The sequence below is a fragment of the Pseudomonas sp. CFBP 5748 genome (genome assembly GCF_053850495.1).
On the sequence record NZ_JBSPTN010000013.1, the window covers coordinates 25935 to 51186 of the forward strand.

Here is a 25252-nt window from a genome sequence, read left to right on the forward strand (position 1 = left end):
ACAATAAAAATAAGACGAATCGACTCACGCACAATAAAAACAAGACGGCGAGAGGCGCAGCTAACTGATTCTTTTGGAGAGGCGTTGTATTTGGGGCTAGCCCCACAACCAGGCCGAGAACAATAAAAACTGTCTCAAGACAGGTGCCTGAACTGGTTGGATCGATTGATCACTGCAACACAGCGACCAAAGCAATCCGTTTGCTCTTGACTCCCGATTGGGAGGGTCACGAAGGGAAAACCTCGTGGCGCGGGCACTCAACAAAAACAAGAAGCCCGAAACCAATAATAAAAATAGAGCACGTAACTAATTCTGGGGGAGCTTCGGCTCCCCTTGTGGTTTCTGTCTTTCCCACCCGAAAGCCTACAAGGCTTGTGGCGCAAGCCTGCAGCTCAAAACTGCTCCGTCCTACACCATCCCTCGACTAAATGCTAGAATCCCCGCCCATCTGCGGTCATTCTTCGTTTTTGGCCGAATATTCCTTCAAACAGTGCATCCCATGCTGAAGAAGCTGTTCCAGTCATTCCGTTCTCCCTTGCGTCGTACGCAACACATTCGCAGCACGCCTGAAGTGCTCAACAGCGGCCAGCATTCGCTGCAAAAGGCCCAGTTCAGCCGTTATGCGGTGAACATCGTCGAACGCCTGCAGAACGCCGGTTACCAGGCCTACCTGGTCGGTGGCTGTGTGCGCGACATGCTGCTCAACATCACACCCAAGGATTTCGACGTTGCCACCAGCGCCACGCCGGAACAGATACGGGCCGAATTTCGCAATGCACGGATCATTGGCCGGCGCTTCAAGCTGGTCCACATCCACTTCGGTCGCGAAATCATCGAAGTGGCGACGTTCCGCGCCAACCACCCGCAAAGCGAAGAAGAAGACAGCAACCAGTCTTCTCGCAACGAGAGCGGGCGTATCCTGCGCGATAACGTCTACGGCACGTTGGAAGAAGACGCGCAACGCCGCGACTTCACCATCAATGCCCTGTATTACGATCCGGTCAGCGAACGCATCCTCGATTACGCCAACGGTGTACATGACATCCGCAATCGCCTGATCCGCCTGATCGGCGATCCGAAGCAGCGTTACCAGGAAGACCCGGTGCGGATGCTGCGGGCCGTTCGTTTCGCCGCCAAGCTGAATTTCGGTATCGAAAAACACAGCGCCACGCCGATTCGCGAACTGGCGCCAATGCTGCGGGAAATCCCTTCGGCCCGCCTGTTCGAAGAGGTGCTCAAGCTGTTCCTGTCGGGCCACGCGGCAGATACCTTCGAGATGCTGGTGGACCTGCAACTGTTCGACCCGCTGTTCCCGGCCAGCGCCGAGGCGTTGGAGCACAATCCGACCTACACCCACACCCTGATCAGTGAAGCGCTGATCAACACCGACTTGCGCATCAAGCAGAACAAGCCGGTGACCCCGGCGTTCCTGTTCGCCGCATTGCTCTGGCCGGCCCTGCCGGCCCGGGTGCTGCGCCTGCAAGACCGAGGCATGCCGCCGATCCCGGCGATGCAGGAAGCCGCCCACGAGCTGATCGCCGAACAGTGCCAGCGCATCGCAATTCCAAAACGTTTCACGATGCCGATCCGCGAGATCTGGGACATGCAGGAACGCCTGCCACGGCGCAGCGGCAAACGTGCCGATCTGCTGCTGGACAACCCGCGTTTCCGCGCCGGCTACGACTTTCTACTGTTGCGCGAAAGCGCCGGCGAACAGACCGATGGCCTGGGCGAATGGTGGACCGACTATCAGGACGCCAATGACAGCGAACGCCGCGACATGATTCGCGAGCTCAGCAGCAAGGAGGACGGCACCACCGGCCCACGCAAGCGGCGGCGCAGCAGCGGTGCCAAGCGCAAACGCGCCGGGGCACCGAGCGCATCGGGCGAGTAATCGATGGAGCGCATCTACATCGGCATGGGCAGCAACCTGGCCGAACCCGCTGAACAATTGCGCTGCGCCGTCCAGGCGCTGGCGCAACTGCCCGACACCCGGTTGGCGGGCGTTTCAGCGTTCTATCAAAGCGATTCCCTGCTGCCCGGCCAGCCGCGCTATACCAATGCGGTGGCAGCGCTGGACTGCCGACTGGCGCCGCTGGTCCTGCTCGATGCGCTGCAAGCCATCGAAACCGGGCAAGGTCGCGAACGCCTGGAACGCTGGGGCCCGCGCACGTTGGATCTGGACATTCTGCTGTTCGGCGATCGCCTGATCGACGAGCCCCGCCTCAAAGTCCCCCACTACCACATGCAGGCCCGGGCCTTTGTACTCTATCCGCTGGCCGAGCTGGCCCCCGCCGACCTGCGTCTGGCCGATGGGCGCCTGCTCAAGGATTTGCTTGCGGCGTGCCCGTTTGTAGGCCTGGAACGCTTGCCTGCGAACTGATGCAAATCCCCCCTGTGGGAGCGAGCAAGCTCGCTCCCACAGGTTCCAGCACCGGGCAGTCATTCTGGGACGCTCATCTACGCTGAAACGCATCAGTAACCCCGGTAACACCCAGCGGTAACACATCCAATTGACTTCCCGAGAGCTCCTCACGACTATAGGCGTCCCGTTGCCGCCAACGCGGCGTTGAAGGGCGCAATCCAGGCCTTACAAGCACCACACATAGAGGGTGCGCCTGTGTAAATGACGAATCATGCGCGTTACTCGCAGTAGTTCACGAGCGCCTAATGAGGACTTTTTCATGCCAGCTATTACCCTGACCACACTGCAAGGTCTCAAGCAAAAAGGTGAGAAAATCGCCATGCTGACCTGCTATGACGCGACCTTCGCCCACGCCTGCAACGAGGCCGGTGTCGAAGTGCTGCTGGTGGGCGATTCCCTCGGCATGGTGCTGCAAGGTCACGACAGCACGCTGCCGGTGACCACCGCCGAGATGGCCTACCATGTGGCCGCCGTCAAACGCGGTAACACCGATGCGCTGATCCTCGCCGACCTGCCATTCATGTCCTACGCCACCCTCGAACAAACCATGACCAACAGCGCCATGCTGATGCAGGCCGGCGCCCACATGGTCAAAGTCGAAGGCGCACTGTGGCTGGCCGATTCGATTCGGCTGCTGGCCGAGCGCGGCATCCCGGTGTGCGCGCACATGGGCTTGACCCCACAGTCGGTAAACATTCTCGGTGGCTACAAAGTCCAGGGGCGCAATGAGAACCAGGCACGGCAGATGCGCGCCGACGCCATTGCACTGGAGCAAGCCGGTGCAGCGATGTTGCTGCTCGAATGCGTGCCCAGCGAGCTGGCGGAAGAAATCACCCAGGCAGTGAAGATCCCCGTGATCGGGATCGGCGCCGGCAACGCCACCGACGGCCAGGTGCTGGTGTTGCACGACATGCTCGGGCTGTCGATCACCGGCCGAGTGCCCAAGTTCGTGAAGAACTTCATGGCTGGGCAAGGCTCCATCCAGGCGGCCCTGAGCGCTTACGTTGCCGAAGTCAAAGCAGCGACCTTCCCAGGCGTTGAACACGGATTCTCTGCATGAACACCGTCAAAACCGTACGTGAACTGCGGGCTGCCGTAGCCCGCGCCCGCGGTGAAGGCAAACGCATCGCCTTCGTGCCGACCATGGGCAACCTGCACAGCGGCCACGTGGCGCTGGTGACCAAGGCGGCACAGCGCGCCGACTTCGTGGTGGCGAGCATTTTCGTCAACCCGCTGCAATTCGGCGCCGGCGAAGACCTGGACAAATACCCCCGTACCCTGGCCGCCGACCAGGAGAAACTGCTCCAGGCCGGCTGCCATCTGCTGTTCGCCCCCAGTGTCGAAGAGATGTACCCCGACGGCATGGCCGGACAGACGCGGGTCAGCGTCCCGCAATTGTCCGAAGGCCTGTGCGGTGCCAGTCGGCCAGGGCATTTCGAGGGCGTGGCGACGGTGGTCAGCAAGCTGTTCAACATGGTCCAGCCTGACCTGGCAGTGTTCGGCCAGAAGGACTTCCAGCAACTGGCAGTGATCCGCGCGCTGGTCCATGACTTGAACATGCCGATTCAGATCATCGGCGAACCCACCGTTCGCGCCGAGGACGGCCTGGCGCTATCGTCGCGCAACGGTTTCCTCAGCCCTGAACAGCGCGCCGTCGCGCCGGTGGTCTATCGCGGCCTGAGCCAGATTGCCGAGGCCATCAGGCAGGGCCAACGGGATTTCCCGGCGTTGGTTGCCGAGCAGCTCAAGCAACTGGAAGCCGCCGGCCTGCGTCCCGATTATCTGGAAGTCCGCCATGCCCGGACCTTGCGTCCGGCCACAGCCGAGGATCGTGACCTGGTGATACTGGTGGCTGCATTCCTGGGTACAACGCGCTTGATCGACAACTTGCACCTGGACCTCGATACGCCCGCCTGACCCCTCACCTCCCCCTGTGGGAGCGAGCTTGCTCGCGAAGACGCCGGCACATTCAACATTGATGTGACAGACACACCGTCTTCGCGAGCAAGCCCGCTTCCACAAGGGGACTGCAGTGTTATTGCCGCTTCGGTAGCCTTCGGGCAAACTGCCCGCCGTTCGGACCCGACCAGAGGAAACACTCATGCACGCCATCATGCTCAAGGCCAAGCTGCACCGCGCCGAAGTCACCCACGCGGTGCTCGATTACGAAGGCTCCTGCGCCATTGACGGTGAATGGCTGGACCTGTCGGGGATCCGTGAATACGAACAGATCCAGATCTACAACGTCGACAACGGCGAACGCTTCACCACCTACGCCATCCGTGGCGAGGAAGGCTCGCGGATGATCTCGGTCAACGGCGCCGCCGCCCATAAAGCCAAGGTCGGTGACCGCGTCATCATCTGCGCCTACGCCCATTACAGCGAAGCCGAGCTGGTCAACTTCAAACCCCGCATGCTGTACATGGCACCGGGCAACGAACTGAGCCACACCAGCAATGCCATCCCGGTTCAGGTTGCCTGACCAAACCCGCGAACTCCCTGTGGGAGCGTGCTTGCTCGCCAAGGCGATGTGTCTGTCACATCAATGTTGAATGTGCCGCCGCTTTCGCGAGCAAGCCCACTCCCACAGTTGATCAGCAATATCCCCAGCACCTCCGTCTGTCGGACCATTCCTGGCCTGTTTGTATAAAAAAGTACCAGGAACCGGTCTGACAAAGTCAAGACAGATCGCAACGCGAGGTTTACTGTAGTCGCCCTGCGCCCAGAGATCGTGTCGACGCAGTTGTCCGGACGCCTACCTAGGGCCGCGCCGGAATTTTTAGTGTACAAAAGGTCGTTCAAGTAAAAAGGAAACCCGCAGCGATGGCGTATTACCGAACCCCTCATGACGTGACCGCTCTGCCTGCCTGGCAAGCGCTGAATGACCACCGCAAAGCCATGCAGGATTTCAGCATGCGCGAAGCGTTCAATGCCGATCCGCAGCGTTTCACCCAATTCACCCTGTCGAGCTGCGGCCTGTTTCTCGACTATTCAAAAAACCTGATCAACGCCCAAACCCGCGACCTGCTGGTGGGCCTGGCCAATGAAGTCGAGCTCAAGGGCGCGATCAAGTCGCTGTTCGAAGGCGAAATCGTCAACGCCTCCGAAAACCGCCCAGCCCTGCACACCGCCCTGCGTCGGCCGGTGGGCGACAAGTTGCTGGTGAACGGCGTCAACGTGATGCCGGACGTGCACAAAGTGCTGAACCAGATCACTGACCTGGTGGGCCGCATTCACGACGGCCTGTGGCGTGGCTACACCGAAAAGCCGATCACCGACGTGGTGAACATCGGCATCGGTGGCTCCTTCCTCGGCCCGGAGCTGGTGTCCGAAGCGCTGTTGTCCTACGCGCATAAAGGCGTGCGCTGCCATTACCTGGCGAACATCGACGGCAGCGAGTTCCACGAGCTGACGATGAAGCTGCGCGCCGAGACCACGCTGTTTATCGTCTCGTCGAAATCCTTCAACACCCTCGAAACCCTGAAGAACGCCCAGGCTGCCCGTGCCTGGTATCTGGCCCAGGGCGGCTCCGAAGCGGAGCTGTATCGCCATTTCATCGCGGTATCGAGCAACAACGCCGCCGCCGTGGCCTTCGGCATTCGCGAAGAAAACATCTTCCCGATGTGGGATTGGGTTGGCGGACGTTACTCGCTGTGGTCGGCCATCGGCCTGCCGATCGCCCTGGCCATCGGCATGTCGAACTTCAAGGAATTGCTCTCCGGCGCCTATTCCATGGACCAGCATTTCCAGAGCGCGCCGTTCGAGCAGAACATGCCGGTGCTGCTGGCGCTGCTGGGCGTGTGGTACGGCAATTTCTGGGGTGCGCAAAGCCATGCGATCCTGCCGTATGACCACTACCTGCGCAACATCACCAAGCACTTGCAGCAACTGGACATGGAATCCAACGGCAAGAGCGTGCGCCAGGACGGTACGCCGGTGTCGACCGACACAGGCCCGGTGATCTGGGGCGGCGTCGGTTGCAACGGACAGCACGCTTACCATCAGTTGCTGCACCAAGGCACCCAGTTGATCCCGGCTGACTTCATCGTGCCGATCGTCAGCTTCAACCCGGTTTCCGACCATCACCAGTGGCTGTACGCCAACTGCCTGTCCCAAAGCCAGGCACTGATGCTGGGCAAGACTCGCGCCGAAGCCGAGGCCGAGCTGCGGGACAAGGGCGCGAGCGAAGAAGACGTGCAGAAACTGGCATCGCACAAAGTGATCCCCGGCAACCGTCCGAGCAACACGTTGGTGGTTGAACGCATCAGCCCACGTCGCCTTGGCGCACTGGTGGCGTTGTATGAACACAAGGTATTCGTGCAAAGCGTGGTCTGGGGCATCAACGCCTTCGACCAATGGGGCGTCGAGCTGGGCAAGGAACTGGGCAAAGGCGTCTACAACCGCCTGGTGGGCAGCGAAGAAAGCCCCGCCGACGATGCTTCGACCCAGGGCTTGATCAACTACTTCCGTGGGCGTCATCGCGGGTGATAGTCTGACAGGGCGGCTCACCCGCCCTGTCGCTTTTCGTTTAAGACAGTTCCTACGGCTCGGGTCACCCGCAAACCGTGGAGGGCATGGCACCTACGAGGGTCGTGTAGCTCCCCTCTTGTCGCAAAAACAAGAATAAGGAACCGTCATGTTCGATATCAGCCAGTTCCCCCAAGCCGATGCCGTCCGCCGGGCTGCGCAACTGAGCCAGGACGAGTACAAGCGACTCTATAAAGAATCCATCGAACACCCCAGCGCCTTCTGGGCCGCACAGGCCACGCGCTTTCTCGACTGGATGACGCCTTGGCAAACCGTCCAGCGCTATGACCTCAAGAGCGGCGACGCGACATGGTTCGCGGGTGGCAAGCTGAACGTCAGCGCCAATTGCATCGACCGTCACCTGGACACGCGCGGCGACCAGACGGCAATCATCTGGGAAGGCGATAACCCCGCCGAATCGGCAGAAATCACTTACAAAAAACTTCACAACCATGTTTGCCGCCTGGCCAACGTGCTGAAAAGCCGTGGGGTGAAGAAAGGCGATCGGGTCTGCATCTACATGCCGATGATTCCGGAAGCCGCCTACGCCATGCTCGCCTGCACCCGCATCGGCGCAGTGCATTCGGTGGTGTTCGGTGGTTTCTCGCCGGACTCTCTGCGCGACCGGATTCTCGACGCCGATTGCCGCACCGTGATCACCGCCGACGAAGGCGTGCGCGGCGGGCGCTTCATCCCGCTCAAGCGCAACGTCGACAAGGCCCTGGAAAGCTGTCCGAACGTCAGTACGGTATTGGTGGTCGAGCGCACCCAAGGCGAGATGGGCTGGGTTGAAGGGCGTGACCTGTGGTACCACCAGGCCATGCACGAAATGAGCGACGACTGCCCGCCCGAACCGATGGACGCCGAAGACCCGCTGTTCATCCTCTACACCTCCGGCAGCACCGGCAAACCCAAGGGCGTGCTGCACACCACCGGCGGTTATCTGCTGCAAGCGGCGATGACGTTCAAGTACGTGCTCGATTACCGCGACAACGAAGTGTTCTGGTGCACCGCCGACGTCGGCTGGGTCACCGGCCACAGTTACATCGTCTACGGCCCGCTGGCCAACGGCGCCACCACGCTGATCTTCGAAGGCGTCCCGAGCTATCCCAGCAGTTCGCGTTTCTGGCAGGTGATCGACAAACACCAGGTCAACATCTTCTACACCGCGCCGACGGCCCTGCGTGCGCTGATGCGCGAAGGTCCCGGACCGTTGCAGGAAACGTCGCGCAAAAGCCTGAGATTGCTCGGCAGCGTCGGTGAGCCGATCAACCCGGAAGCGTGGGAATGGTACTTCAACGTGGTCGGCGAACAGCGCTGCCCGATTGTCGATACCTGGTGGCAGACCGAGACCGGCGGCATCATGCTCAGCCCTCTGGTGAGTGCCCCGCGGCTCAAACCCGGCTGCGCTACCCAGCCGATGTTCGGCGTGCAACCGGTATTACTGGATGAAACGGGCAAGGAAATCAGCGGTGCCGGCAGCGGCGTACTGGCGATCAAATCCAGCTGGCCGGGACAAATCCGCAGCGTCTACGGCGACCATCAACGCATGGTCGATACCTACTTCAAGCCCTACCCCGGCTATTACTTCACCGGCGACGGTGCTCGTCGCGACGAAGACGGCGATTATTGGATCACCGGGCGCATCGACGATGTGATCAACGTCTCCGGGCACCGCATCGGCACTGCCGAAATAGAAAGTGCCCTGGTGTTGCACGACAACATCGCCGAAGCAGCGGTGGTCGGTTACCCCCATGACCTCAAGGGCCAGGGCATCTACGCCTTTGTCACACCGATGAACGGGGTCGAGGCCAACGACGAATTGAAGAAAGAATTGCTGGCCCACGTCAGCAAGGAAATCGGCAGTTTCGCCAAACCGGAACTGATCCAGTGGGCGCCAGCGCTGCCCAAGACCCGTTCGGGCAAAATCATGCGGCGAATCCTGCGCAAGATCGCCTGCAATGAACTCGACAGCCTCGGTGATACCTCGACCCTGGCCGATCCGAGTGTGGTGGAGGGGTTGATCGACAAGCGCCTGAATCGCTGAGCCAAACACAGACCCCGTGGCGAGGGCGCTTGCTCCCGCTGGAGTGCGTAGCGCTCCCAAAAATCATAGGGCCGCTGCGCAGCCCAGCGGGAGCAAGCGCCCTCGCCACAGGAGCGTATCTGGTTCGCAACCTTATGCGACCTCAAACCTGATCCTTCATAACTGCTAAACTCCCGCGCCTCATTTCCTTAAGGCGCGCTCGGCATGTCTTCCTTGAATCAGGCGCTGCGCGCCGCCCTCGACCAACGCCAGGACCTGCTCGGCCAGTTGCATCAGCAAGGCACCGATTGCTATCGCCTGTTCCACGGCAGCCAGGAAGGCGCCCCCGGCCTGACCATCGACCGCTACGGCCCGCAACTGCTGGTGCAGAGCTTCCATCAGTCACTGGAGCGCGATGCCTTGCTGCAGCTGCACGGCATCGTCAACGAGCGCCTGGGGCTGGAAACCCTGCTGGTCTACAACGATCGCGCCCGGGGCAATTCGCGCATCGACCGCCAGGACACGGTGTACCAGGCTGACGAAGCCGCCTTGCAAGACCTGGTCGGCCATGAATGGGGCCTGAACTATCGCGTTCGCGGGCGCCATGCCGGACAGGATCCCCTGCTGTTTCTCGATCTGCGCAACGCCCGGGGCTGGGTCAAGGAACACAGCCGAGACAAAAGCGTGCTGAACCTGTTCGCCTACACCTGTGGCGTAGGCTTGAGCGCCGCAGCCGGTGGCGCGCGCGAGGTGTGCAACCTGGACTTCGCCGAAGGCAACCTGGCGGTGGGGCGCGAGAACGGCCTGCTCAACCCCGCTTTGCCGCCCATGGAATTCGTGCAATCGGATTACTTCCCGGCGATCCGCCAACTGGCTGGCCTGCCCATCAGCCAACGCCGCGGGCAGAAACTGCCCAGTTATGTGCGCCTGGAACAACGCCAGTACGACCTGGTGCTGCTCGATCCGCCGGCCTGGGCCAAGAGTGCTTTTGGCACCGTCGACCTGTTGCGCGACTACCAGAGCCTGCTCAAACCGGCGCTGCTGAGCACCGCCGACAATGGCGTGCTGATCTGCTGTAACAACCTGGCAAAAGTGCCCATGGACGACTGGCGCGAACAAGTGCTGCGTTGCGCGGAAAAGGCCGGCCGACCGGTGCGTGAATGGAGCGTGCTGACACCCGGCGACGATTTCCCCTCCCTGGACCAGCAGCCGCCGCTCAAGACGTTGATCCTCCAGCTCTAAGCCGGCGCCTGAATTCTCATGCACAAAACAGACAAATCTCATAAATCACAGTGGCTTCGGAACCGTAAACGCATGCCATACTCCAAGGCACTCCGAATTCACACTAGATGAAGCCACACATGCCCAAAGGATTGATTCGCGCTTTCGGCGCCCTGTTGACCGCACTGGCCCTCTACAGCCTGTTGGGTTTTCTGATATTGCCGGGCATCGCCTTGCGGATCGCCAATCAGCAACTGGCCGAGTACGCGACGGTGCCGGCCCAGATCCAGCGTATCGAACTCAATCCTTTCAGCCTTGAAGTCAGCCTTTGGGGCCTGAACATCGGCGAACCGGGCAAAGAGCAGGTCGGCTTCGAACGGCTGTACGCCAACCTGCAGCTCGACAGCCTGTGGTCCGGCGCCCTGCACCTGGTCGACATCGAGCTGGACAAGCCCAAGACCGAGGTGATGTTCACCAAGGACGGTCAGTTGAACCTGCTGGGCCTGTTCAAACTGCCGGCCAGCGAACCGACCCCGGCCGATCCCGAAGCCAAGCCATTCCCCCTGCGGGTTGATCGCATCAAACTCGCCAGCGGTTATGTACATTTCCAGGACCTGCGTCCCAGTGAGCCCATCGAGTTCCTGTACGACACTCTCGATTTCGAGCTGAAAAATCTCAGCACCCTGCCCGATGACAACGCCGACATGACCCTGGTGGCCGCCGGCCCCGCAGGCGGGAAAATCGACTGGACCGGTAACTTCAGCCTCACGCCGATCGCCTCCGAAGGCACACTCAAGGTCACCGGCGGCCAGATGAAAGCCTGGTGGCCCTACGTGCGCGACGCGGTGCCGCTGGTATTGGAAAACGGCGTACTGAACCTCAGCACCGACTACAAGCTCAACCTGTCCAAGGGCACCGAGCTGCTGCTCAACAATGTCGCTGTCAGTGTCGCGCCCTTCTCCATCAAGGCGCCCGATGGCCGTCCGCTGGTGAGACTCGAACGCCTGGATGTCAGTGAAACCACGGTGGACCTGGCCAAGCAGCAAGTCATCGTCGGCAAGATCCGCAGCCAGAAGCTGGAAACCTGGGCTGCACGCGAGGCGGACGGGCAACTGGACTGGCAGAAACTCTTCGCCAGCCAGCCGAGCAAACCGCAAGTCAAGGTCGAGCCGGCCTCCGCCCCGGCCGCCGCCGACTCGCCGAAACCAGCAGCTGAAACGGCCAGCAAACCGTGGCAGGTGTTGTTGAAGGACGTGCAGTTGCGCAATTATCAGGTGCACCTGGCCGACCGCCAGGCACAACCTGCCGTGGCACTGGAAGTCGGCCCGCTGAACCTTGACCTGCAAAACTACGACACCCTCAACGGCTCGCCTTTTACCCTCAAGCTGGATACCGGGGTGGGTAAGCAGGGCAAGATCCTCGCCGATGGCGAGGTGAACCTGAACCCGATCACCGCCCGGCTCAAGGTCAAGACCCAGGACATTGACCTGCGGGTCGCCCAGTCGTATATCAACCCGTTCATTCGCCTGGAGCTGCGCTCCGGGATGCTCGGCAGCGATCTGGCGGTGGATCTCAAAAGCACCGAACCACTGGCATTCGCGGTCACCGGTCGCGCCCAGGTCGATCAACTGCATACCCTCGACACCCTCAAGACCCGCGATTTCCTCAAGTGGCAGCGCCTGGTACTCGACGGTCTCAGTTATCAACACGGTGACAGCCTGTCCATCGACAAGGTCAACCTGTTCCAGCCTTACGCGCGCTTCATGATCAACGACGATCGCACCACTAACGTCGATGACCTGCTGATTCCGCAACCGGCCGACAGCGGCGCGAAGAAAGCCGCGGCAAAACCGGCTTCTCAGGAAAAACCGCTGGGTATTCATATTGGCGGCATCGCCATCAACGACGGTTCGGCCAACTTCGCCGACTTCAGCCTGACGCCCAATTTCGCCACCGCCATCCAGCAGCTCAACGGCCAGATCGGTACCATCGACAGCCGCGAGGCCAAGCCAGCCAGCGTGGACATCAAGGGTAAGGTCGACCGCTACGCGCCTGTCACCATCAAAGGTGCGCTCAACCCCTTCGACCCGATGGCCAGCCTCGATATCGCCACCAGTTTCAAACGGGTCGAGCTGACCACGCTGACGCCGTATTCCGGCAAGTTCGCCGGCTATCGCATCCGCAAGGGCCGGCTCAGTCTCGACCTGCATTACCGGATCACCAAGGGCAAGCTCCAGGCAGAAAACAAGGTGGTGGTCGAACAACTGCAACTGGGAGAAAAAGTCGACAGCCCGGATGCCGTGAGCCTGCCCCTCAAACTGGCGGTCGCCCTGTTGAAGGATTCTGAAGGCAAGATTTCCATCGAGCTGCCGGTTTCCGGCGACCTCAACGATCCGCAATTCAGTGTCATGCCGATTGTCTGGCAAACCTTGCGCAACCTGGTGGTACGAGCAGCCCAGGCGCCGTTCAAACTCATCGGTGGGTTGGTGGCCGGCGGCGGTTCGGAAGATCTGGGCAGCGTTTCGTTCGCGGCGGGTTCGAGCGATCTGAGCAAGGAGAACGAAGGCACGCTGCTCAAACTGTCCGAGGCCCTTGGCAAACGCCCGGAGCTGCGCCTGGAGATCGAAGGCACCGCTGCCGAGAGCAGCGACGGGCCGCTGCTCGCCGCCCAGCGCCTGGAGCGCGAATACCAGTACAACTACTTCAAGATGCTGCAGCGCCGGGGCGACAAAGTACCGGCCCAGGCCTCCTTGCTGCAGGTACCCGAGGATGAAAAGCCCCCGCTGCTCGAAGGCATCTACCGCACCCGTCTCAAAACCCAGCCGCCGGCCGAATGGACGCAACTGGATAAAAAGGCGCGTATCGAGAAACTGCGCGAAGGCGTGATCAAGTTCTGGAGCGGCAGTGACGTGCTGTTGCGCCAACTGGGGCAGGAACGCGCCAGCAGCATCAAGGACTTCCTGGTGGACAAAGGGCAATTGGCCGACGACCGTGTGTACTTCATCGACGCCAGCCTCGGCCAGGCTGAGAGTGACGGACGCGTAATCACTCCCCTGCATCTGGATGCTGAATAAGATGAATAAGATGAAGCGTCGGTGGGCGTTCAGCCTGGGTCTACTGCTCGCCGCCAGCCAGGCATCGGCAGCCAATACGCTGCGCTGCGGCAGCCAGTTGATCAGCGTCGGTGACCGCGCGAGCGAAGTACTGCAAAAGTGCGGGGAGCCTGCGGCGCGGGATGACCTGGGCTATAAACGCAGCGTCAATCGCCGGGAAGAATACCCGGTGGAGGAATGGACCTACGGCCCCAACAGTGGCATGTATCAGTACCTGCGTTTCGAGCAGAATCGGCTGGTGGAGATCACCAGCAAGCGGGGGCGCTGAGTCGTCCATGACCCTGTGTGGAATGTACCCCCGCCATCGCGAGCAAGCTCGCTCCCACAGGTGATCGAGTTCTTTCAGGAGGAATGCAATCCAATGTGGGAGCGAGCTTGCTCGCGATGGCGGCAACTCCGAGCCAGAGCCTGACCCGCAAATTTAGCCATCCCGGAATAGAACAGGCCCCCGGCACGAATGCCGGGGGCCTGTAATGGCCACGTCCGTGTGGCCTTTCGCATGAACTGCAAAGCAACGGCAAACGTATGTCTTGGCCCGCTTGCCGTGCCCTCTCCCAGTCCAGGCGAGAAGTCGTAGCCTTACTCGGACTTCAGGCCATCAGCCGATACGGCTTTCACACCTTTGATCTTTTTGGCGATCGCCACGGCGGTGTCTTTTTGCGCATCAGTGACTGCGGTAGTCGAAGACAGGGACACAACACCTTTGTTGGTTTCGACTTTGATGTCGGTACCTGGAATGCCTTTTTCGGTAACCAGGTCAGCTTTGACCTTGGTGGTGATCCAGGTATCGGAAACGTCTTCTTTGGCCTCTGTCACTTCGCCAGCAGCCAGCATCATCGGCGCCTGGGTCGCTTGAGTGGTCTCGGCGAATGCGCTAGCCATGGTCAGGGTCAGTGCGGTAGCAGCGGCGGCAGTGATAGCGAACTTCTTCATACGAGTAACTCCTGTTTTTCTCAAAAACTGCCGGAGGTGAATCCCGGCAGGGTTATCAGGAGTAGTGCGAACGCTGTGCCAGTTTTGAATCATCGACTAATTCGTTATAAATCAAACAGTTAAGCGAAGCTGTTATTTTCGCAATCATGCAAAATGCATGAAGCGTTGATTCTGGACATGCAACTTGCGGTTTTTCGCATTTCGCTAAGCCGCTGAATTGTCGGACTTTTATTCAACGACACAATAAGCATTTTCTTGAACAAGTCGTGCCGCCATGAACACGCTGGGGCACGATACAAAAAACCCCGCTGTGTTAAGGCGGGGTCGATCATTTCAAGCCTTGTTACTAACCAGCAGCGGCAGCAGCACCGGTACAGCCGGCGGGCAGATACTCTTGAGCGGCATTGGAACCGCACGTCCAGGCACCCGCAGCTGTGCGAGAAAGAGTGATCGTCTTACCGGCTACGGCAGCAGGGGCGTTGGTGAGGGTACAGACGATAGTGCCTGCACCCGCTGCGGCGGTACCTGTGATCGTAATTGTGCAGTTACTGGTAGGCGAGGTTATGTTCATGTTAGCCACAGAGGGATCGGTACCTTGATTCATGGCGTCCTCATACGGCACCTTCAACGCAGAAATCTCCGCCAACCCGGCGGTGGCCTTGGCCCGCGCCTGGTACTTGGAATACTGCGGCAACGCGAACGTCGCCAGAATGCCGATGATCGCCACGACGATCAGCAGCTCGATCAGCGTAAAACCCTTCTGCTTGTTCATAGACATCTCCATAGCATGAGGTGAAATCTCATGTCCTGATACGGCCGTTGCACGGCACATGCCAACCTCCCCGGCCCCGCAGGCAGAGGGTTTCAACCGTCACAAGCCCGACGTCCTACCCAAACAACCGCACTATCTGACGTTTTTTGTCACCCCTCCCCGCTGGTTTGGCGTCGATGCTTGACTAGGCTATAAGTCATGAACTGTCAGCCGCCGGTATTCCCATGAATGACATCGCCCTCAGCGGCCTGACCAAGCAATTGGTATTGGCCGAACTGATCACCGAGCAAAATGCGCAACAGGCGTACCAACAGGCCCAGCGCAGTCGCATGCCCCTGATCAGTTATCTGGTGCAAAACAAACTGGTCCAGAGCCGCCAGGTTGCGGAAATCGCTTCGGAACATTTCGGCGTCGCCCTGCTGGACCTCAACAGCCTGGACAAAGACACCCAACCCAGCGGCCTGGTCAGCGAAAAACTGGTGCGCCAGCATCACGCCCTGCCGTTGTGGCGACGCGGCAACAAGCTGTATGTGGGCATTTCCGACCCGACCAATCACCAGGCCATCAATGACATCCAGTTCAGCACCGGCCTGACCACCGAAGCCATCCTGGTGGAGGACGACAAGCTCAGTGACGCCATCGAGAAGTTTTTCGAGTCCAGCAGCACGGGCCTGGAAGGCATGGGCGACGTCGACCTCGACGGCCTGGACATCGAGTCGATCGATGAACACAAGCAGGACTCCATCGCCGGCCAGGACACCGACGATGCGCCAGTGGTGCGCTTCGTCAACAAGATGCTGCTGGACGCGATCAAGGGCGGCTCTTCCGACCTGCACTTCGAACCCTATGAAAAAATTTACCGGGTGCGGGTGCGTACCGATGGCATGTTGCGGGAAGTGGCCCGGCCTCCGATCCAGTTGGCCACCCGTATCGCCGCACGCCTCAAGGTGATGGCCAGCCTCGATATCTCCGAACGACGAAAACCCCAGGACGGACGCCTGAAAATGCGCCTGTCGAAAAGCAAATCCATCGACTTCCGAGTCAACACCCTGCCCACCCTCTGGGGCGAAAAAGTGGTGATCCGGATACTCGACCCGTCCAGTGCGCAAATGGGTATCGATGCCCTGGGCTACGAACCGGATCAGAAAGACCTGTACATGGCCGCCCTCAAACAACCACAAGGGCTGATCCTGGTGACCGGGCCGACCGGCTCGGGCAAGACCGTGTCGCTCTACACCGGGCTGAATATCCTCAACACCGTGGACATCAACATTTCCACCGCCGAAGACCCGGTGGAGATCAACATGGAAGGCATCAACCAGGTCAATGTGAACCCGCGCCAGGGACTGGATTTTGCCCAGGCCCTGCGCTCGTTCCTGCGCCAGGACCCGGACGTGATCATGGTCGGCGAGATCCGCGACCTGGAAACCGCCGAAATCGCCATCAAGGCCGCCCAGACCGGGCACTTGGTACTCTCGACACTGCACACCAACAGCGCCGCCGAAACCCTGATCCGCCTGCAGAACATGGGCATTCCGGGCTTCAATATCGCCACGGCGGTGCACCTGATCATCGCCCAGCGGCTGGCGCGCAAGCTGTGCAACCACTGCAAGAAAGCCATCGAGATCCCCGAGGAGACCTTGCTCAAAGAAGGTTTCCCTCGGGAACGCATCGGCACATTCACGATCTATGAGCCGGTCGGTTGCGAACAGTGCAACCACGGCTACAAAGGGCGCGTGGGGGTTTACGAAGTGGTCAAGAATACGCCTGAGCTGCAACGGCTGATCATGGCCGAGGGCAACTCGCTGGAAATCGACCTGCAAATGCGCAAGGACGGTTTCAATGACCTGCGCACATCGGGGCTGCTCAAGGTGATGCAGGGCATGACCAGCCTCGAGGAAATCAACCGGGTCACCAAGGATTGAACATGGCGGTCAAAGCAGTCAAAACCGATGTCTACACGTGGGAAGGCAAAGACCGCAAAGGCACAAAAATGACCGGCGAACTGACCGGTCAGAGCCCGGCCTTGATCAAGGCTCAGTTGCGTAAACAGGGCATCAACCCGGAGAAGGTGCGCAAGAAGTCCACCTCGATATTCAGCAAGGGCAAGCGCATCAAGCCGTTGGATATCGCCCTCTTCACCCGCCAGATGGCCACGATGCTCAAGGCCGGCGTGCCTCTGTTGCAGGCGTTCGACATCATTGGCGAAGGCTTCGACAACCCCAACATGCGCAAGCTGGTGGACGAGGTGAAACAGGAAGTCGCAGCCGGCAACAGCTTCGCCGCATCGTTACGCAAGTGCCCGCAATATTTCGACGACCTGTACTGCAACCTGGTGGACGCCGGTGAACAGGCTGGCGCCCTGGACACGCTGCTGGATCGCGTTGCGACCTACAAGGAAAAGAGCGAAGCGCTCAAGGCCAAGATCAAGAAAGCCATGACCTATCCAGCGGCCGTGGTCCTCGTCGCTGCGGTGGTCACGGGGATCCTGCTGGTCAAGGTCGTGCCGCAGTTCGAATCGGTATTCTCCGGATTCGGCGCACAGCTGCCAGCCTTCACGGTGATGGTCATCGGTCTGTCGGAATTCATGCAGCAATGGTGGTGGGTGGTGCTCGGCGGGCTGGTGGGGGCGTTTTTTGGCGTGAAATACGCCCTCAGGCGCTCCGAGGCCTTTCGCGACTGGCGCGATAAATGGCTGCTCAAGCTGCCACTGATCGGCACTTTGATGTACAAATCCGCCGTGGCCCGCTACGCCCGCACGCTGTCCACCACCTTCGCGGCCGGCGTGCCGTTGGTGGAGGCACTGGATTCGGTGTCCGGCGCCACCGGCAACGTCGTGTTCAAACGCGCCGTGCAACGCATCCGCCAGGATGTCTCGACCGGCATGCAGTTGAATTTCTCCATGCGCGCTTCAGGTATCTTTCCGAACCTGGCGATCCAGATGACCGCCATCGGCGAAGAATCCGGTGCGCTGGACGACATGCTCGACAAGGTGGCGAGTTTTTATGAGGCCGAAGTGGACAATCTGGTGGACAACCTCACCAGTCTGATGGAACCCTTCATCATGGTGGTCCTGGGGGTGGTCGTCGGTGGCCTGGTGGTTGCCATGTACCTGCCCATCTTCCAACTCGGCTCAGCGATCTGATATGCCCCTGACTGACTTCTTCGTGCTGTATCCACTGGCCTTCGTGCTCACTGCGTTATTGCTCGGATTGATCGTCGGCAGTTTCCTCAATGTCCTGGTGTGGCGCCTGCCAAAGATGCTCACCCGCGAATGGCGCCTGCAAGCCCACGACCTGTTGGGACTGCCGGCCGAAGCACCCGGCCCGATCTACAACCTGATGCTGCCCCATTCCCAGTGCCCTCACTGCGACCATCGCATCCGCGCCTGGGAAAACATCCCATTGTTGAGCTACCTGATATTGCGCGGTCGCTGTTCCAACTGCACCGCCCCCATTGGCAAGCGTTACCCGCTGACCGAACTGGCCTGCGGCGCCTTGTCAGCGTTCGTCGCCTGGCACTTCGGCTTTGGCTGGCAGGCCGCGATGGTGATGGTGTTGAGCTGGGGCCTGCTGGGCATGAGCCTGATCGACGCCGAGCATCAGTTGCTGCCCGATAGTCTGGTATTACCGTTGTTGTGGCTGGGCTTGATCGTCAACAGCTTCGGCCTGTTCGTTTCCTTGAACCAGGCGATGTGGGGCGCGGTGGCCGGCTATCTGACGCTGTGGTCGGTGTTTTGGGTATTCAAGTTGCTCACCGGCAAGGAAGGTATGGGCTACGGGGATTTCAAGCTGCTGGCGATGCTGGGTGCCTGGGGTGGCTGGCAGATCCTGCCGCTGACCTTGCTGCTGTCGTCGCTGGTGGGCGCGGTTATCGGAGTCATTGTGCTGCGCCTGCGTGATGCCCCTGGGTCGACGCAGATCCCCTTCGGACCTTATCTGGCAATTGCCGGCTGGATTGCCTTGCTCTGGGGTGGTCAAATAACCGACTTCTATTGGCAGTCTGTCGGTTTCTAATGTCGATGTTTATGAATAGCTCCGTGAAACAACCCTGGATCCTCGGCCTGACCGGTGGCATCGGCAGCGGCAAAAGCGCGGCAGCCCAGCACTTCATCGACTTGGGTGTGCATGTCATCGACGCCGATCACGCGGCGCGCTGGGTGGTCGAACCGGGGCGCCCGGCGCTGGCTGAAATAGCGGAACACTTCGGCCCAGGCGTATTGCAGGCCGACGGTACGCTGGACCGAGCGGCGCTGCGCAAACTGATCTTCGAAAATGCCGAAGAACGCCGCTGGCTCGAGGCGCTACTGCATCCATTGATCGCCGAGGAAATCGTTCATCATCTGGCCCAGGCACAATCGCCCTACGCGATTCTGGTATCGCCGCTGTTGATCGAGTCGGGGCAGTACGCCATGACGCAACGAATCCTGGTGATCGATGTGCCGGAACAACTACAGATCGAACGCACCCTGCAGCGCGACCAGATCAGCGAACAGCAGGTCCAGGCGATTCTCAAGGCCCAGTCCAGCCGCCAGGACCGCCTGAGCCATGCCGACGACGTGGTGGTCAACGACCGCGACCTCGCCTGGTTACACAGCGAGGTCGAGCGCCTGCATCACTTTTACCTTACTTTGCGTGGAGGCCAGTCATGAGCCAAACCCCAACCGTTGATTGCCCAACCTGTGGCGCCCCTGTCGAATGGAGCCCGGAGAACACGTTCCGGCCGTTCTGCTCTGATCGCTGCAAACTGATCGATTTGGGCGCCTGGGCGTCGGAAGAACACAAGATCCCGGTCAGCCCCGATGCCGAGGATGAGCTGTTCAGCGAAGATTTCGAGCCTCGCTCACACCACTAAGGCCGCATGAAGCCGTAATCCTGTTCATCGTCGAGGTTTTCCGCCAGGAAGCTCAATTCATCGGCCAGGTCTTCAACACTGCGCACGGTCTTGCTCTGCTGCACGATCGCACTGAGCAAGGCCCGCAGGCTCAAGCCCGGGTCGAAGCCAATTTCCATAGCGGCGTCGTGGCTACGCCTGATCTCTTGTCTCGCCCACTCATAAACACTCATGGTTGTGCTCCTGGAAGTTTTCCAGAGCATGAAGGGGGTGTGATTGTGCAGCCTTGACGTGAATCAAGGCTTGTCGTCATCGTTCCAGGGCGCCGACAGATAGCGCGTGCGGTTGAACGTCTCCAGCCATTCGGGGCTGAACACCACCAGGGCACTGACCACCATTCCGTTGATGAAGGCCTCGGGAAAGATGATCAGCCAGAGGTAGCCGATGAAGTCTTCCAGCCAGTAAGGCATGGCGAATACACCGTCGTACCACAGCAAACCGAGCCCCAGCAGCAGGCACAACAACGCCGACAGCGCCGCGGCGAGAAACCCCGAGCAGAAGATATACACAAACAGATTGCGCGGCCGGGCACGCTCCACCAGGATCGCGCAGCATTCGGTGACCAACACGGGCAAGAGAATCAACAGCGTACCGTTGACACCCACCGCCGCCATGTCCTGACGGCCCAGCAACACCAGCGCGAACTGGGCCAAGAGGCCGCCGAGAATCGCCAGCGGCCAATCCAGCAGCAGCGTCACGGCGGTCATGCCGATGAAGTGATACGAAACGCCCGTATCGAAATCCCGTCGCACCAGCCACAACATGAACAGCGCCAACACCGTGCCGAACAGCAAATGCTGGCGACGGCTGTCGGTGAACAGCTCAACCCACGGCGCCCGCGACACCGCCCAGAGCAGCACCGGCACATAAATCAGCCAGCCGCCTGCCAGGGTCTGCGGTGAAAGCAGTTCGGCACCGATCATGGACTACTCCTGCGAGAACTTGAAAACGGTACTGCGCTTATTCAAGCGGCCGGCCTCAAAACGCAGTTCGTTCGCTACTCGGTCGCGACACTCCCTGCTTGTTGTACCAATGCCATTGCAAACTTACCAAAGCCCACCGACCAATCCGAATAGTCATTCTCATGCATGAAGATGAAAACGTCCTGCGGGCGAACCTGAGCCTGGACACCGAGATTGTCAGCAATTTTTTTGTAGAGCTCCCGCTTCATCGCATCACTGCGGCCTCTACGCATCGTAATCTCAATCACGATCAAATTGTCGGAACGCGCCACACCGTTAAAAGTGCGGCTGTAAAAAAACTGCTCCGGATCATAGTCCGCGACCAAGTTGAACAATTCATCCTCGGGCATACCAATGCTCTCGACCAACGCTTGGTGTATGGCATCGACAATGCGCTGGCGTTGTTGCTGGCTGGTGCCTTTGATAACGGCGGTACGAACGAATGGCATGTGAGGTGCTCTCAATTTGATTTGAAGTGTTCCTCAGTTCTGGCGACCCTGAACCGTCAGCAGATACTTGGTTAACCAAGGAATTCTGCAAAATCCGGACGGTGCCTGATACCGATTTATACGCCCCATGTAATTGAGTTAAAGTCACTTCATGAGACGTCGACTCCCCCCACTGAATGCACTACGTACCTTCGAGGCGGCTGCCCGACTGGGAAAAATGACGGCTGCCGCCGAGGAGCTGTCTGTCACGCCCGGCGCTGTGAGTCGCCAGGTACGTCAGCTGGAGCTGAGTCTTGGCGTGGATCTGTTCGAAGGCCCGAAAAACAAACCGCAGCTCACCGCTGCCGGAACAGAGCTCCTGCCGGATTTGACGGCCGCGCTGGATCAGATCGAGGCTGCGGTAGGCAGAATCCGAGACACTGCGACAGGCACCTTGGACGTCTCCTGCTTCAGCACGTTTACGGTCAAGTGGCTGATACCCCGTCTTTTCGACTTCAATACGACTTACCCCGATATCAAGATTCGCTTGAGCTCCCCGGTCCACACGACCGATCCAGGTCGAGACCGATATGACGTGATGATCACGGCTGAACAGGGCGTCGTTGGAGACCCAAAAAACACCGTCCTGCTGTTTCCTGAACGGCTGGGCATCGTTCTGTCGCCCACATTATCCGCGCGTATTCAATTAACTGACTTGAACTCGATTTTCAGCCATCCCCTCCTGCATACAAAAACCCGTCCAGATGCCTGGATAAACTGGGGGGATGCGATTGGATACCGGGGCACTCCGCCGACCGGATTGGAATACGAGCACTATTACTTTACGTTGGAGGCAGCGATTGCCGGCCTGGGGATTTGCGTCGCCCCATGGCACCTGGTGGCCGACGACATTCGCCTTGGTCGTCTAGTGGCACCGTTCGGATTCCACCCAAGCCGCTACGCCTATATCGCAAAGCGAAGTGCCCAACACAGCAAAAAACTGGAGCTATTCTGCGCCTGGTTGGTGCGCCAGGCTGAACAGGACGGGCTAGCGGGCCCTACCTGATCGAAATTTTGCCCTTTCACGGCAAGCTTTATTTTTTATGATCACATTTGGACGCTAAGCTTGGGCTCATGGATGACTCCGATTATTTACGCCTGCTGACCATCGCGGCCGAGCAAGCCAACGCCTTTCTCTCCAATGCCCGCAAATGGGAGCGTGAGCGTTGGGTTTGCCAGCGCCTGCTCCAAGGGCTGAACGTGCCCTATCGTGCCGACGAGTTCGCGCCCGCCGGGGAGCCGCCGGACGTTTTGTTTCGGGACGCCAACTTCGAGGTGTTTTTCGTCCTCGACGAAGGTCGTCGCCTCAATGACGAATGGCGCGACGAACTGCAACGCCGCCGCAGCGCGTTCTCCCTCAGCCAACTGGTGCGCCGTGAAGCCAAGCCCCGGCGGATCCCGGCCAACGAGTTCCTGATGCGGCTGGCCCCGACCCTGCGCAAAAAAGCCCACAACTACACCGAGCGCGGCATGGACCTGGGCGACCTGGACATCATCGCCTTCGCCAGCCTCAAGCGTGAAGTGCTGGACCTCAACAGTCACTTCCCGCCGCCGACCGAATACCTGCGCCAGGGTTGGCGCTCGCTGTCGCTGGTGGGGCCGACGTTTGCGCGGGTATTGTTCGCCCATCCCGACGCGCCGGACTTTCTGCGCAGTAACCTGGGGCGCAGCATTGTGTTCGATGTCGGGATCAGCCTGTGAGTCCCTTGCAAGAACTGATTGCCGCAGTGCCCCAGCAAGGCCGCGTACGCTGGATCGGCGTGCGCCCCCAAGGCCATGCGCCAATGATCGAACTGGACGCCGTGGAGGCCCGCCTGGAAGCCGGCCTGACGGGGGATCATGCCCGCCCCGGCGTGCGCAATGCGCGGCAAGTCACCTTGATTCAGTGGGAACACCTGGCCGTGATCGGTTCACTGATGGGCCGCCCGGCGGATCGCCCCGTATTGCCGCAAGAGCTGCGCCGCAACCTTGTGATCAGCGGCATCAACCTGTTCAGTCTCAAGGGCCGACGCTTTCGCATCGGCCAGGCCCTCTTCGAAACCACCGGCTGGTGCCAGCCGTGCGCGCGACTGGAACGCAACCTCGGCGAAGGGACATTCCAGGCCGTACGCGGCCATGGCGGAATCACTGCACGGGTGTTAAAAAGTGGAATCATTCGCCTGGACGACAGCTTGCGTGTCGAACCTGTTCCGGCGAGCGGCTACGCTGCTTTCAATGCCGGATAGCCGGACGCTGTAGCGTCTACACCTTTCGCAACGTCTACCTGACGAGGCCTTTATGACCAGCCGCCTGAACCCAGATGACCAGAAGCATGTCGAAGAGTACCTGCAACTGTCCCAGCACCGAGTCGAGCGCCGGCCTTTCCGGCCGTGGATGCTCCTGGTGGTGGTACTGGCCATCACGATTGGCCTGGGCCTGTTGAGCCGATTGATCAGTTACCTGACGCTATGAGTTGCATTGCACTCGCTCGGGTAACGGCACCGATTTCCTTTAGCCTTGCGAGATATCCCCATGACTCATCGTATTGTCATCGTTGGCGGCGGCGCCGGCGGTCTGGAGTTGGCTACCCGTCTGGGTAAGACTCTGGGCAAGCGCGGCACGGCCAGCGTGATGCTGGTCGACGCGAACCTGACCCACATCTGGAAACCGCTGCTGCACGAAGTGGCCGCCGGCTCCTTGAACTCCTCCGAAGACGAACTCAACTATGTCGCCCAGGCCAAATGGAACCACTTCGAGTTCCAGCTCGGGCGCATGAGTGGGCTGGATCGCGAGAGCAAGAGAATCCAACTGGCCGCCACCTATGACGAGGCTGGCCTGGAGCTGTTGCCAGCCCGGGAACTGGGCTACGACAGCCTGGTGATTGCCGTCGGCAGCACCACCAATGACTTCGGTACCGAAGGCGCGGCGCAACATTGCCTGTTCCTCGACACTCGCAAGCAGGCCGAGCGCTTCCACCAGCAACTGCTCAATCATTACCTGCGCGCCCACGCCGGCCAGACCGATGTGGTGGAGCGCATCAGCGTCGCCATCGTCGGTGCCGGTGCGACCGGTGTCGAACTGGCGGCCGAGCTGCACAACGCCGCCCATGAGCTGGCGGCCTACGGCCTGGACCGGATCAAACCGGAAAACATGCACATCACCCTGATCGAAGCCGGGCCACGGGTCCTGCCGGCATTGCCCGAACGCATCGGTGGGCCCGTGCACAAGACCCTGGAGAAACTCGGGGTCAATGTCATGACCAACGCCGCTGTTGGCCAGGTAACGGCCGACAGCCTGATCACCGTCGATGGCAAGGTCATCGACGCGAGCCTGAAAGTCTGGGCCGCCGGGATTCGCGCACCGGATTTCCTCAAGGACATCGACGGCCTGGAGACCAACCGAATCAACCAATTGCAAGTGTTGCCGACGCTGCAAACCACCCGCGATGAAAACATTTTCGCCTTTGGCGACTGCGCCGCCTGCCCGCAACCAGGCAGCGACCGCAATGTTCCACCTCGTGCCCAGGCAGCCCACCAGCAGGCATCGCTGCTCGCCAAGTCGTTGAAACTGCGGATCGAAGGCAAGGCACTGCCCGAATACAAATACACCGACTACGGCTCGCTGATCTCGCTGTCGCGCTTCTCGGCGGTAGGCAACCTGATGGGCAACCTGACCGGCAGCGTGATGCTCGAAGGCTGGCTGGCGCGGATGTTCTACGTGTCGCTGTACCGCATGCACCAGATGGCGCTGTATGGCATGTTTCGCACGGCGATGCTGATGCTGGGCAGCAAGATTGGGCGTGGGACTGAGCCTCGGCTGAAGTTGCACTGAGGGCGAACCGCTGACGACTGCGGTGTATCAGCAACATTGACACTGAATGATCTACCGCAATCGCGAGCAAGCTCGCTCCCAC

General features: G+C 60.1%; 25 protein-coding genes. 20 read left to right on the forward strand and 5 right to left on the reverse strand.

Annotated elements, in window-relative coordinates; genetic code table 11:
• The first annotated feature begins 499 nt into the window (after positions 1 to 499).
• The 10 genes from ACWNZ1_RS24090 (at position 500) to ACWNZ1_RS24135 (ending at position 13580) form a co-directional block, all read left to right on the forward strand.
• Positions 500 to 1894: a polynucleotide adenylyltransferase PcnB gene (locus tag ACWNZ1_RS24090; protein WP_135847202.1), complete on the forward strand. Its 1395-nt coding sequence runs from the start codon at positions 500 to 502 to the stop codon at positions 1892 to 1894.
• A 3-nt stretch (positions 1895 to 1897) separates the two neighbouring features.
• Positions 1898 to 2383: a 2-amino-4-hydroxy-6-hydroxymethyldihydropteridine diphosphokinase gene (gene folK, locus ACWNZ1_RS24095; protein WP_135847203.1), complete on the forward strand. Its 486-nt coding sequence runs from the start codon at positions 1898 to 1900 to the stop codon at positions 2381 to 2383.
• A 301-nt stretch (positions 2384 to 2684) separates the two neighbouring features.
• Entirely contained in the window at positions 2685 to 3485 is an 801-nt protein-coding gene (gene panB / locus ACWNZ1_RS24100; protein ID WP_135847204.1) for a 3-methyl-2-oxobutanoate hydroxymethyltransferase, read from the forward strand.
• Complete coding sequence (panC, locus tag ACWNZ1_RS24105; RefSeq protein ID WP_135847205.1) at positions 3482 to 4342, forward strand: pantoate--beta-alanine ligase; 861 nt, start codon at positions 3482 to 3484, stop codon at positions 4340 to 4342. Before panB ends, panC begins: the two co-directional genes overlap by 4 nt.
• A 184-nt stretch (positions 4343 to 4526) precedes the next feature.
• Positions 4527 to 4907, forward strand: coding sequence for an aspartate 1-decarboxylase (panD, locus tag ACWNZ1_RS24110; RefSeq protein ID WP_007963888.1), 381 nt, complete (start codon positions 4527 to 4529; stop codon positions 4905 to 4907).
• Between the two features lie 341 nt (positions 4908 to 5248).
• Entirely contained in the window at positions 5249 to 6913 is a 1665-nt protein-coding gene (pgi, locus tag ACWNZ1_RS24115) for a glucose-6-phosphate isomerase (protein WP_135847206.1), read from the forward strand.
• 148 nt (positions 6914 to 7061) lie between these two features.
• Positions 7062 to 8999, forward strand: coding sequence for an acetate--CoA ligase (acs, locus tag ACWNZ1_RS24120; RefSeq protein WP_256453756.1), 1938 nt, complete (start codon positions 7062 to 7064; stop codon positions 8997 to 8999).
• A 204-nt stretch (positions 9000 to 9203) separates the two neighbouring features.
• Positions 9204 to 10220 (forward strand): class I SAM-dependent rRNA methyltransferase, encoded by a 1017-nt coding sequence (locus ACWNZ1_RS24125; protein WP_135847208.1) that lies wholly within the window; start codon positions 9204 to 9206, stop codon positions 10218 to 10220.
• A gap of 119 nt (positions 10221 to 10339) precedes the next feature.
• Positions 10340 to 13273 (forward strand): DUF748 domain-containing protein, encoded by a 2934-nt coding sequence (locus tag ACWNZ1_RS24130; RefSeq protein WP_256453757.1) that lies wholly within the window; start codon positions 10340 to 10342, stop codon positions 13271 to 13273.
• Between the two features lie 10 nt (positions 13274 to 13283).
• Positions 13284 to 13580, forward strand: coding sequence for a DUF2845 domain-containing protein (locus tag ACWNZ1_RS24135; RefSeq protein ID WP_256454432.1), 297 nt, complete (start codon positions 13284 to 13286; stop codon positions 13578 to 13580).
• Between the two features lie 311 nt (positions 13581 to 13891).
• Here the strand turns inward: ACWNZ1_RS24135 and ACWNZ1_RS24140 are convergent, their stop codons facing one another.
• Positions 13892 to 14245, reverse strand: a complete 354-nt coding sequence (locus ACWNZ1_RS24140) for a BON domain-containing protein (protein ID WP_135847211.1) — start codon at positions 14243 to 14245, stop codon at positions 13892 to 13894.
• 346 nt (positions 14246 to 14591) lie between these two features.
• Positions 14592 to 15017 (reverse strand): pilin, encoded by a 426-nt coding sequence (locus ACWNZ1_RS24145; RefSeq protein WP_135847212.1) that lies wholly within the window; start codon positions 15015 to 15017, stop codon positions 14592 to 14594.
• Positions 15018 to 15241: 224 nt separating this feature from the next.
• Here ACWNZ1_RS24145 and pilB point away from each other — a divergent pair, with 224 nt between their 5' ends.
• Genes pilB through yacG form a run of 5 tightly spaced genes read left to right on the forward strand, consistent with a single transcriptional unit; the run spans position 15242 to position 19871 of the window.
• Complete coding sequence (gene pilB, locus ACWNZ1_RS24150; RefSeq protein WP_135847213.1) at positions 15242 to 16942, forward strand: type IV-A pilus assembly ATPase PilB; 1701 nt, start codon at positions 15242 to 15244, stop codon at positions 16940 to 16942.
• A gap of 2 nt (positions 16943 to 16944) precedes the next feature.
• On the forward strand, positions 16945 to 18162 hold the full coding sequence (locus ACWNZ1_RS24155) for a type II secretion system F family protein (protein ID WP_135847214.1): 1218 nt from the start codon (positions 16945 to 16947) through the stop codon (positions 18160 to 18162).
• Position 18163: 1 nt separating this feature from the next.
• On the forward strand, positions 18164 to 19033 hold the full coding sequence (locus tag ACWNZ1_RS24160; protein ID WP_135847215.1) for a prepilin peptidase: 870 nt from the start codon (positions 18164 to 18166) through the stop codon (positions 19031 to 19033).
• Positions 19034 to 19044: 11 nt separating this feature from the next.
• Positions 19045 to 19668: a dephospho-CoA kinase gene (gene coaE / locus ACWNZ1_RS24165; RefSeq protein ID WP_135847216.1), complete on the forward strand. Its 624-nt coding sequence runs from the start codon at positions 19045 to 19047 to the stop codon at positions 19666 to 19668.
• The gene (gene yacG / locus ACWNZ1_RS24170; RefSeq protein WP_135847217.1) at positions 19665 to 19871 is read left to right on the forward strand and encodes a DNA gyrase inhibitor YacG; all 207 of its coding nucleotides are present in this window, start codon (positions 19665 to 19667) and stop codon (positions 19869 to 19871) included. The genes coaE and yacG overlap by 4 nt, the downstream gene beginning before the upstream one ends.
• Here the strand turns inward: yacG and ACWNZ1_RS24175 are convergent.
• From ACWNZ1_RS24175 to ACWNZ1_RS24185, 3 genes are all read right to left on the reverse strand, one after another.
• Positions 19868 to 20083, reverse strand: coding sequence for a hypothetical protein (locus tag ACWNZ1_RS24175; protein ID WP_003185533.1), 216 nt, complete (start codon positions 20081 to 20083; stop codon positions 19868 to 19870). The genes yacG and ACWNZ1_RS24175 overlap by 4 nt on opposite strands.
• Positions 20084 to 20146: 63 nt before the next feature.
• Positions 20147 to 20833 (reverse strand): energy-coupling factor ABC transporter permease, encoded by a 687-nt coding sequence (locus tag ACWNZ1_RS24180; RefSeq protein ID WP_135847218.1) that lies wholly within the window; start codon positions 20831 to 20833, stop codon positions 20147 to 20149.
• Between the two features lie 74 nt (positions 20834 to 20907).
• On the reverse strand, positions 20908 to 21321 hold the full coding sequence (locus ACWNZ1_RS24185) for a tautomerase family protein (protein WP_135847219.1): 414 nt from the start codon (positions 21319 to 21321) through the stop codon (positions 20908 to 20910).
• A 151-nt stretch (positions 21322 to 21472) separates the two neighbouring features.
• Here ACWNZ1_RS24185 and ACWNZ1_RS24190 point away from each other — a divergent pair, with 151 nt between their 5' ends.
• From ACWNZ1_RS24190 to ACWNZ1_RS24210, 5 genes are all read left to right on the forward strand, one after another.
• Positions 21473 to 22366 carry a LysR substrate-binding domain-containing protein gene (locus ACWNZ1_RS24190; protein WP_406550151.1) on the forward strand — a complete coding sequence of 298 codons (894 nt, stop codon included), beginning with the start codon at positions 21473 to 21475 and terminating at the stop codon, positions 22364 to 22366.
• Positions 22367 to 22434: 68 nt separating this feature from the next.
• Positions 22435 to 23061: a DUF1780 domain-containing protein gene (locus tag ACWNZ1_RS24195; protein ID WP_003205682.1), complete on the forward strand. Its 627-nt coding sequence runs from the start codon at positions 22435 to 22437 to the stop codon at positions 23059 to 23061.
• Positions 23058 to 23585, forward strand: a complete 528-nt coding sequence (locus ACWNZ1_RS24200) for an MOSC domain-containing protein (RefSeq protein ID WP_135847221.1) — start codon at positions 23058 to 23060, stop codon at positions 23583 to 23585. Before ACWNZ1_RS24195 ends, ACWNZ1_RS24200 begins: the two co-directional genes overlap by 4 nt.
• 52 nt (positions 23586 to 23637) lie before the next feature.
• Positions 23638 to 23811 (forward strand): DUF3094 family protein, encoded by a 174-nt coding sequence (locus ACWNZ1_RS24205; protein ID WP_039593877.1) that lies wholly within the window; start codon positions 23638 to 23640, stop codon positions 23809 to 23811.
• 60 nt (positions 23812 to 23871) lie between these two features.
• Positions 23872 to 25170, forward strand: a complete 1299-nt coding sequence (locus ACWNZ1_RS24210; protein ID WP_135847222.1) for an NAD(P)/FAD-dependent oxidoreductase — start codon at positions 23872 to 23874, stop codon at positions 25168 to 25170.
• The last annotated feature ends 82 nt before the right edge of the window (positions 25171 to 25252 follow it).

Excerpts from the sequence above, each read along its gene's own strand:
- ACWNZ1_RS24090 (WP_135847202.1), top strand. The coding sequence starts at position 500 with ATGCTGAAGAAGCTGTTCCAGTCATTCCGTTCTCCCTTGCGTCGTACG.
- folK (WP_135847203.1), top strand. The coding sequence starts at position 1,898 with ATGGAGCGCATCTACATCGGCATGGGCAGCAACCTGGCCGAACCCGCT.
- panB (WP_135847204.1), top strand. The coding sequence starts at position 2,685 with ATGCCAGCTATTACCCTGACCACACTGCAAGGTCTCAAGCAAAAAGGT.
- panC (WP_135847205.1), top strand. The coding sequence starts at position 3,482 with ATGAACACCGTCAAAACCGTACGTGAACTGCGGGCTGCCGTAGCCCGC.
- panD (WP_007963888.1), top strand. The coding sequence starts at position 4,527 with ATGCACGCCATCATGCTCAAGGCCAAGCTGCACCGCGCCGAAGTCACC.
- pgi (WP_135847206.1), top strand. The coding sequence starts at position 5,249 with ATGGCGTATTACCGAACCCCTCATGACGTGACCGCTCTGCCTGCCTGG.
- acs (WP_256453756.1), top strand. The coding sequence starts at position 7,062 with ATGTTCGATATCAGCCAGTTCCCCCAAGCCGATGCCGTCCGCCGGGCT.
- ACWNZ1_RS24125 (WP_135847208.1), top strand. The coding sequence starts at position 9,204 with ATGTCTTCCTTGAATCAGGCGCTGCGCGCCGCCCTCGACCAACGCCAG.
- ACWNZ1_RS24130 (WP_256453757.1), top strand. The coding sequence starts at position 10,340 with ATGCCCAAAGGATTGATTCGCGCTTTCGGCGCCCTGTTGACCGCACTG.
- ACWNZ1_RS24135 (WP_256454432.1), top strand. The coding sequence starts at position 13,284 with ATGAAGCGTCGGTGGGCGTTCAGCCTGGGTCTACTGCTCGCCGCCAGC.
- ACWNZ1_RS24140 (WP_135847211.1), bottom strand. The coding sequence starts at position 14,245 with ATGAAGAAGTTCGCTATCACTGCCGCCGCTGCTACCGCACTGACCCTG.
- ACWNZ1_RS24145 (WP_135847212.1), bottom strand. The coding sequence starts at position 15,017 with ATGAACAAGCAGAAGGGTTTTACGCTGATCGAGCTGCTGATCGTCGTG.
- pilB (WP_135847213.1), top strand. The coding sequence starts at position 15,242 with ATGAATGACATCGCCCTCAGCGGCCTGACCAAGCAATTGGTATTGGCC.
- ACWNZ1_RS24155 (WP_135847214.1), top strand. The coding sequence starts at position 16,945 with ATGGCGGTCAAAGCAGTCAAAACCGATGTCTACACGTGGGAAGGCAAA.
- ACWNZ1_RS24160 (WP_135847215.1), top strand. The coding sequence starts at position 18,164 with ATGCCCCTGACTGACTTCTTCGTGCTGTATCCACTGGCCTTCGTGCTC.
- coaE (WP_135847216.1), top strand. The coding sequence starts at position 19,045 with ATGAATAGCTCCGTGAAACAACCCTGGATCCTCGGCCTGACCGGTGGC.
- yacG (WP_135847217.1), top strand. The coding sequence starts at position 19,665 with ATGAGCCAAACCCCAACCGTTGATTGCCCAACCTGTGGCGCCCCTGTC.
- ACWNZ1_RS24175 (WP_003185533.1), bottom strand. The coding sequence starts at position 20,083 with ATGAGTGTTTATGAGTGGGCGAGACAAGAGATCAGGCGTAGCCACGAC.
- ACWNZ1_RS24180 (WP_135847218.1), bottom strand. The coding sequence starts at position 20,833 with ATGATCGGTGCCGAACTGCTTTCACCGCAGACCCTGGCAGGCGGCTGG.
- ACWNZ1_RS24185 (WP_135847219.1), bottom strand. The coding sequence starts at position 21,321 with ATGCCATTCGTTCGTACCGCCGTTATCAAAGGCACCAGCCAGCAACAA.
- ACWNZ1_RS24190 (WP_406550151.1), top strand. The coding sequence starts at position 21,473 with ATGAGACGTCGACTCCCCCCACTGAATGCACTACGTACCTTCGAGGCG.
- ACWNZ1_RS24195 (WP_003205682.1), top strand. The coding sequence starts at position 22,435 with ATGGATGACTCCGATTATTTACGCCTGCTGACCATCGCGGCCGAGCAA.
- ACWNZ1_RS24205 (WP_039593877.1), top strand. The coding sequence starts at position 23,638 with ATGACCAGCCGCCTGAACCCAGATGACCAGAAGCATGTCGAAGAGTAC.
- ACWNZ1_RS24210 (WP_135847222.1), top strand. The coding sequence starts at position 23,872 with ATGACTCATCGTATTGTCATCGTTGGCGGCGGCGCCGGCGGTCTGGAG.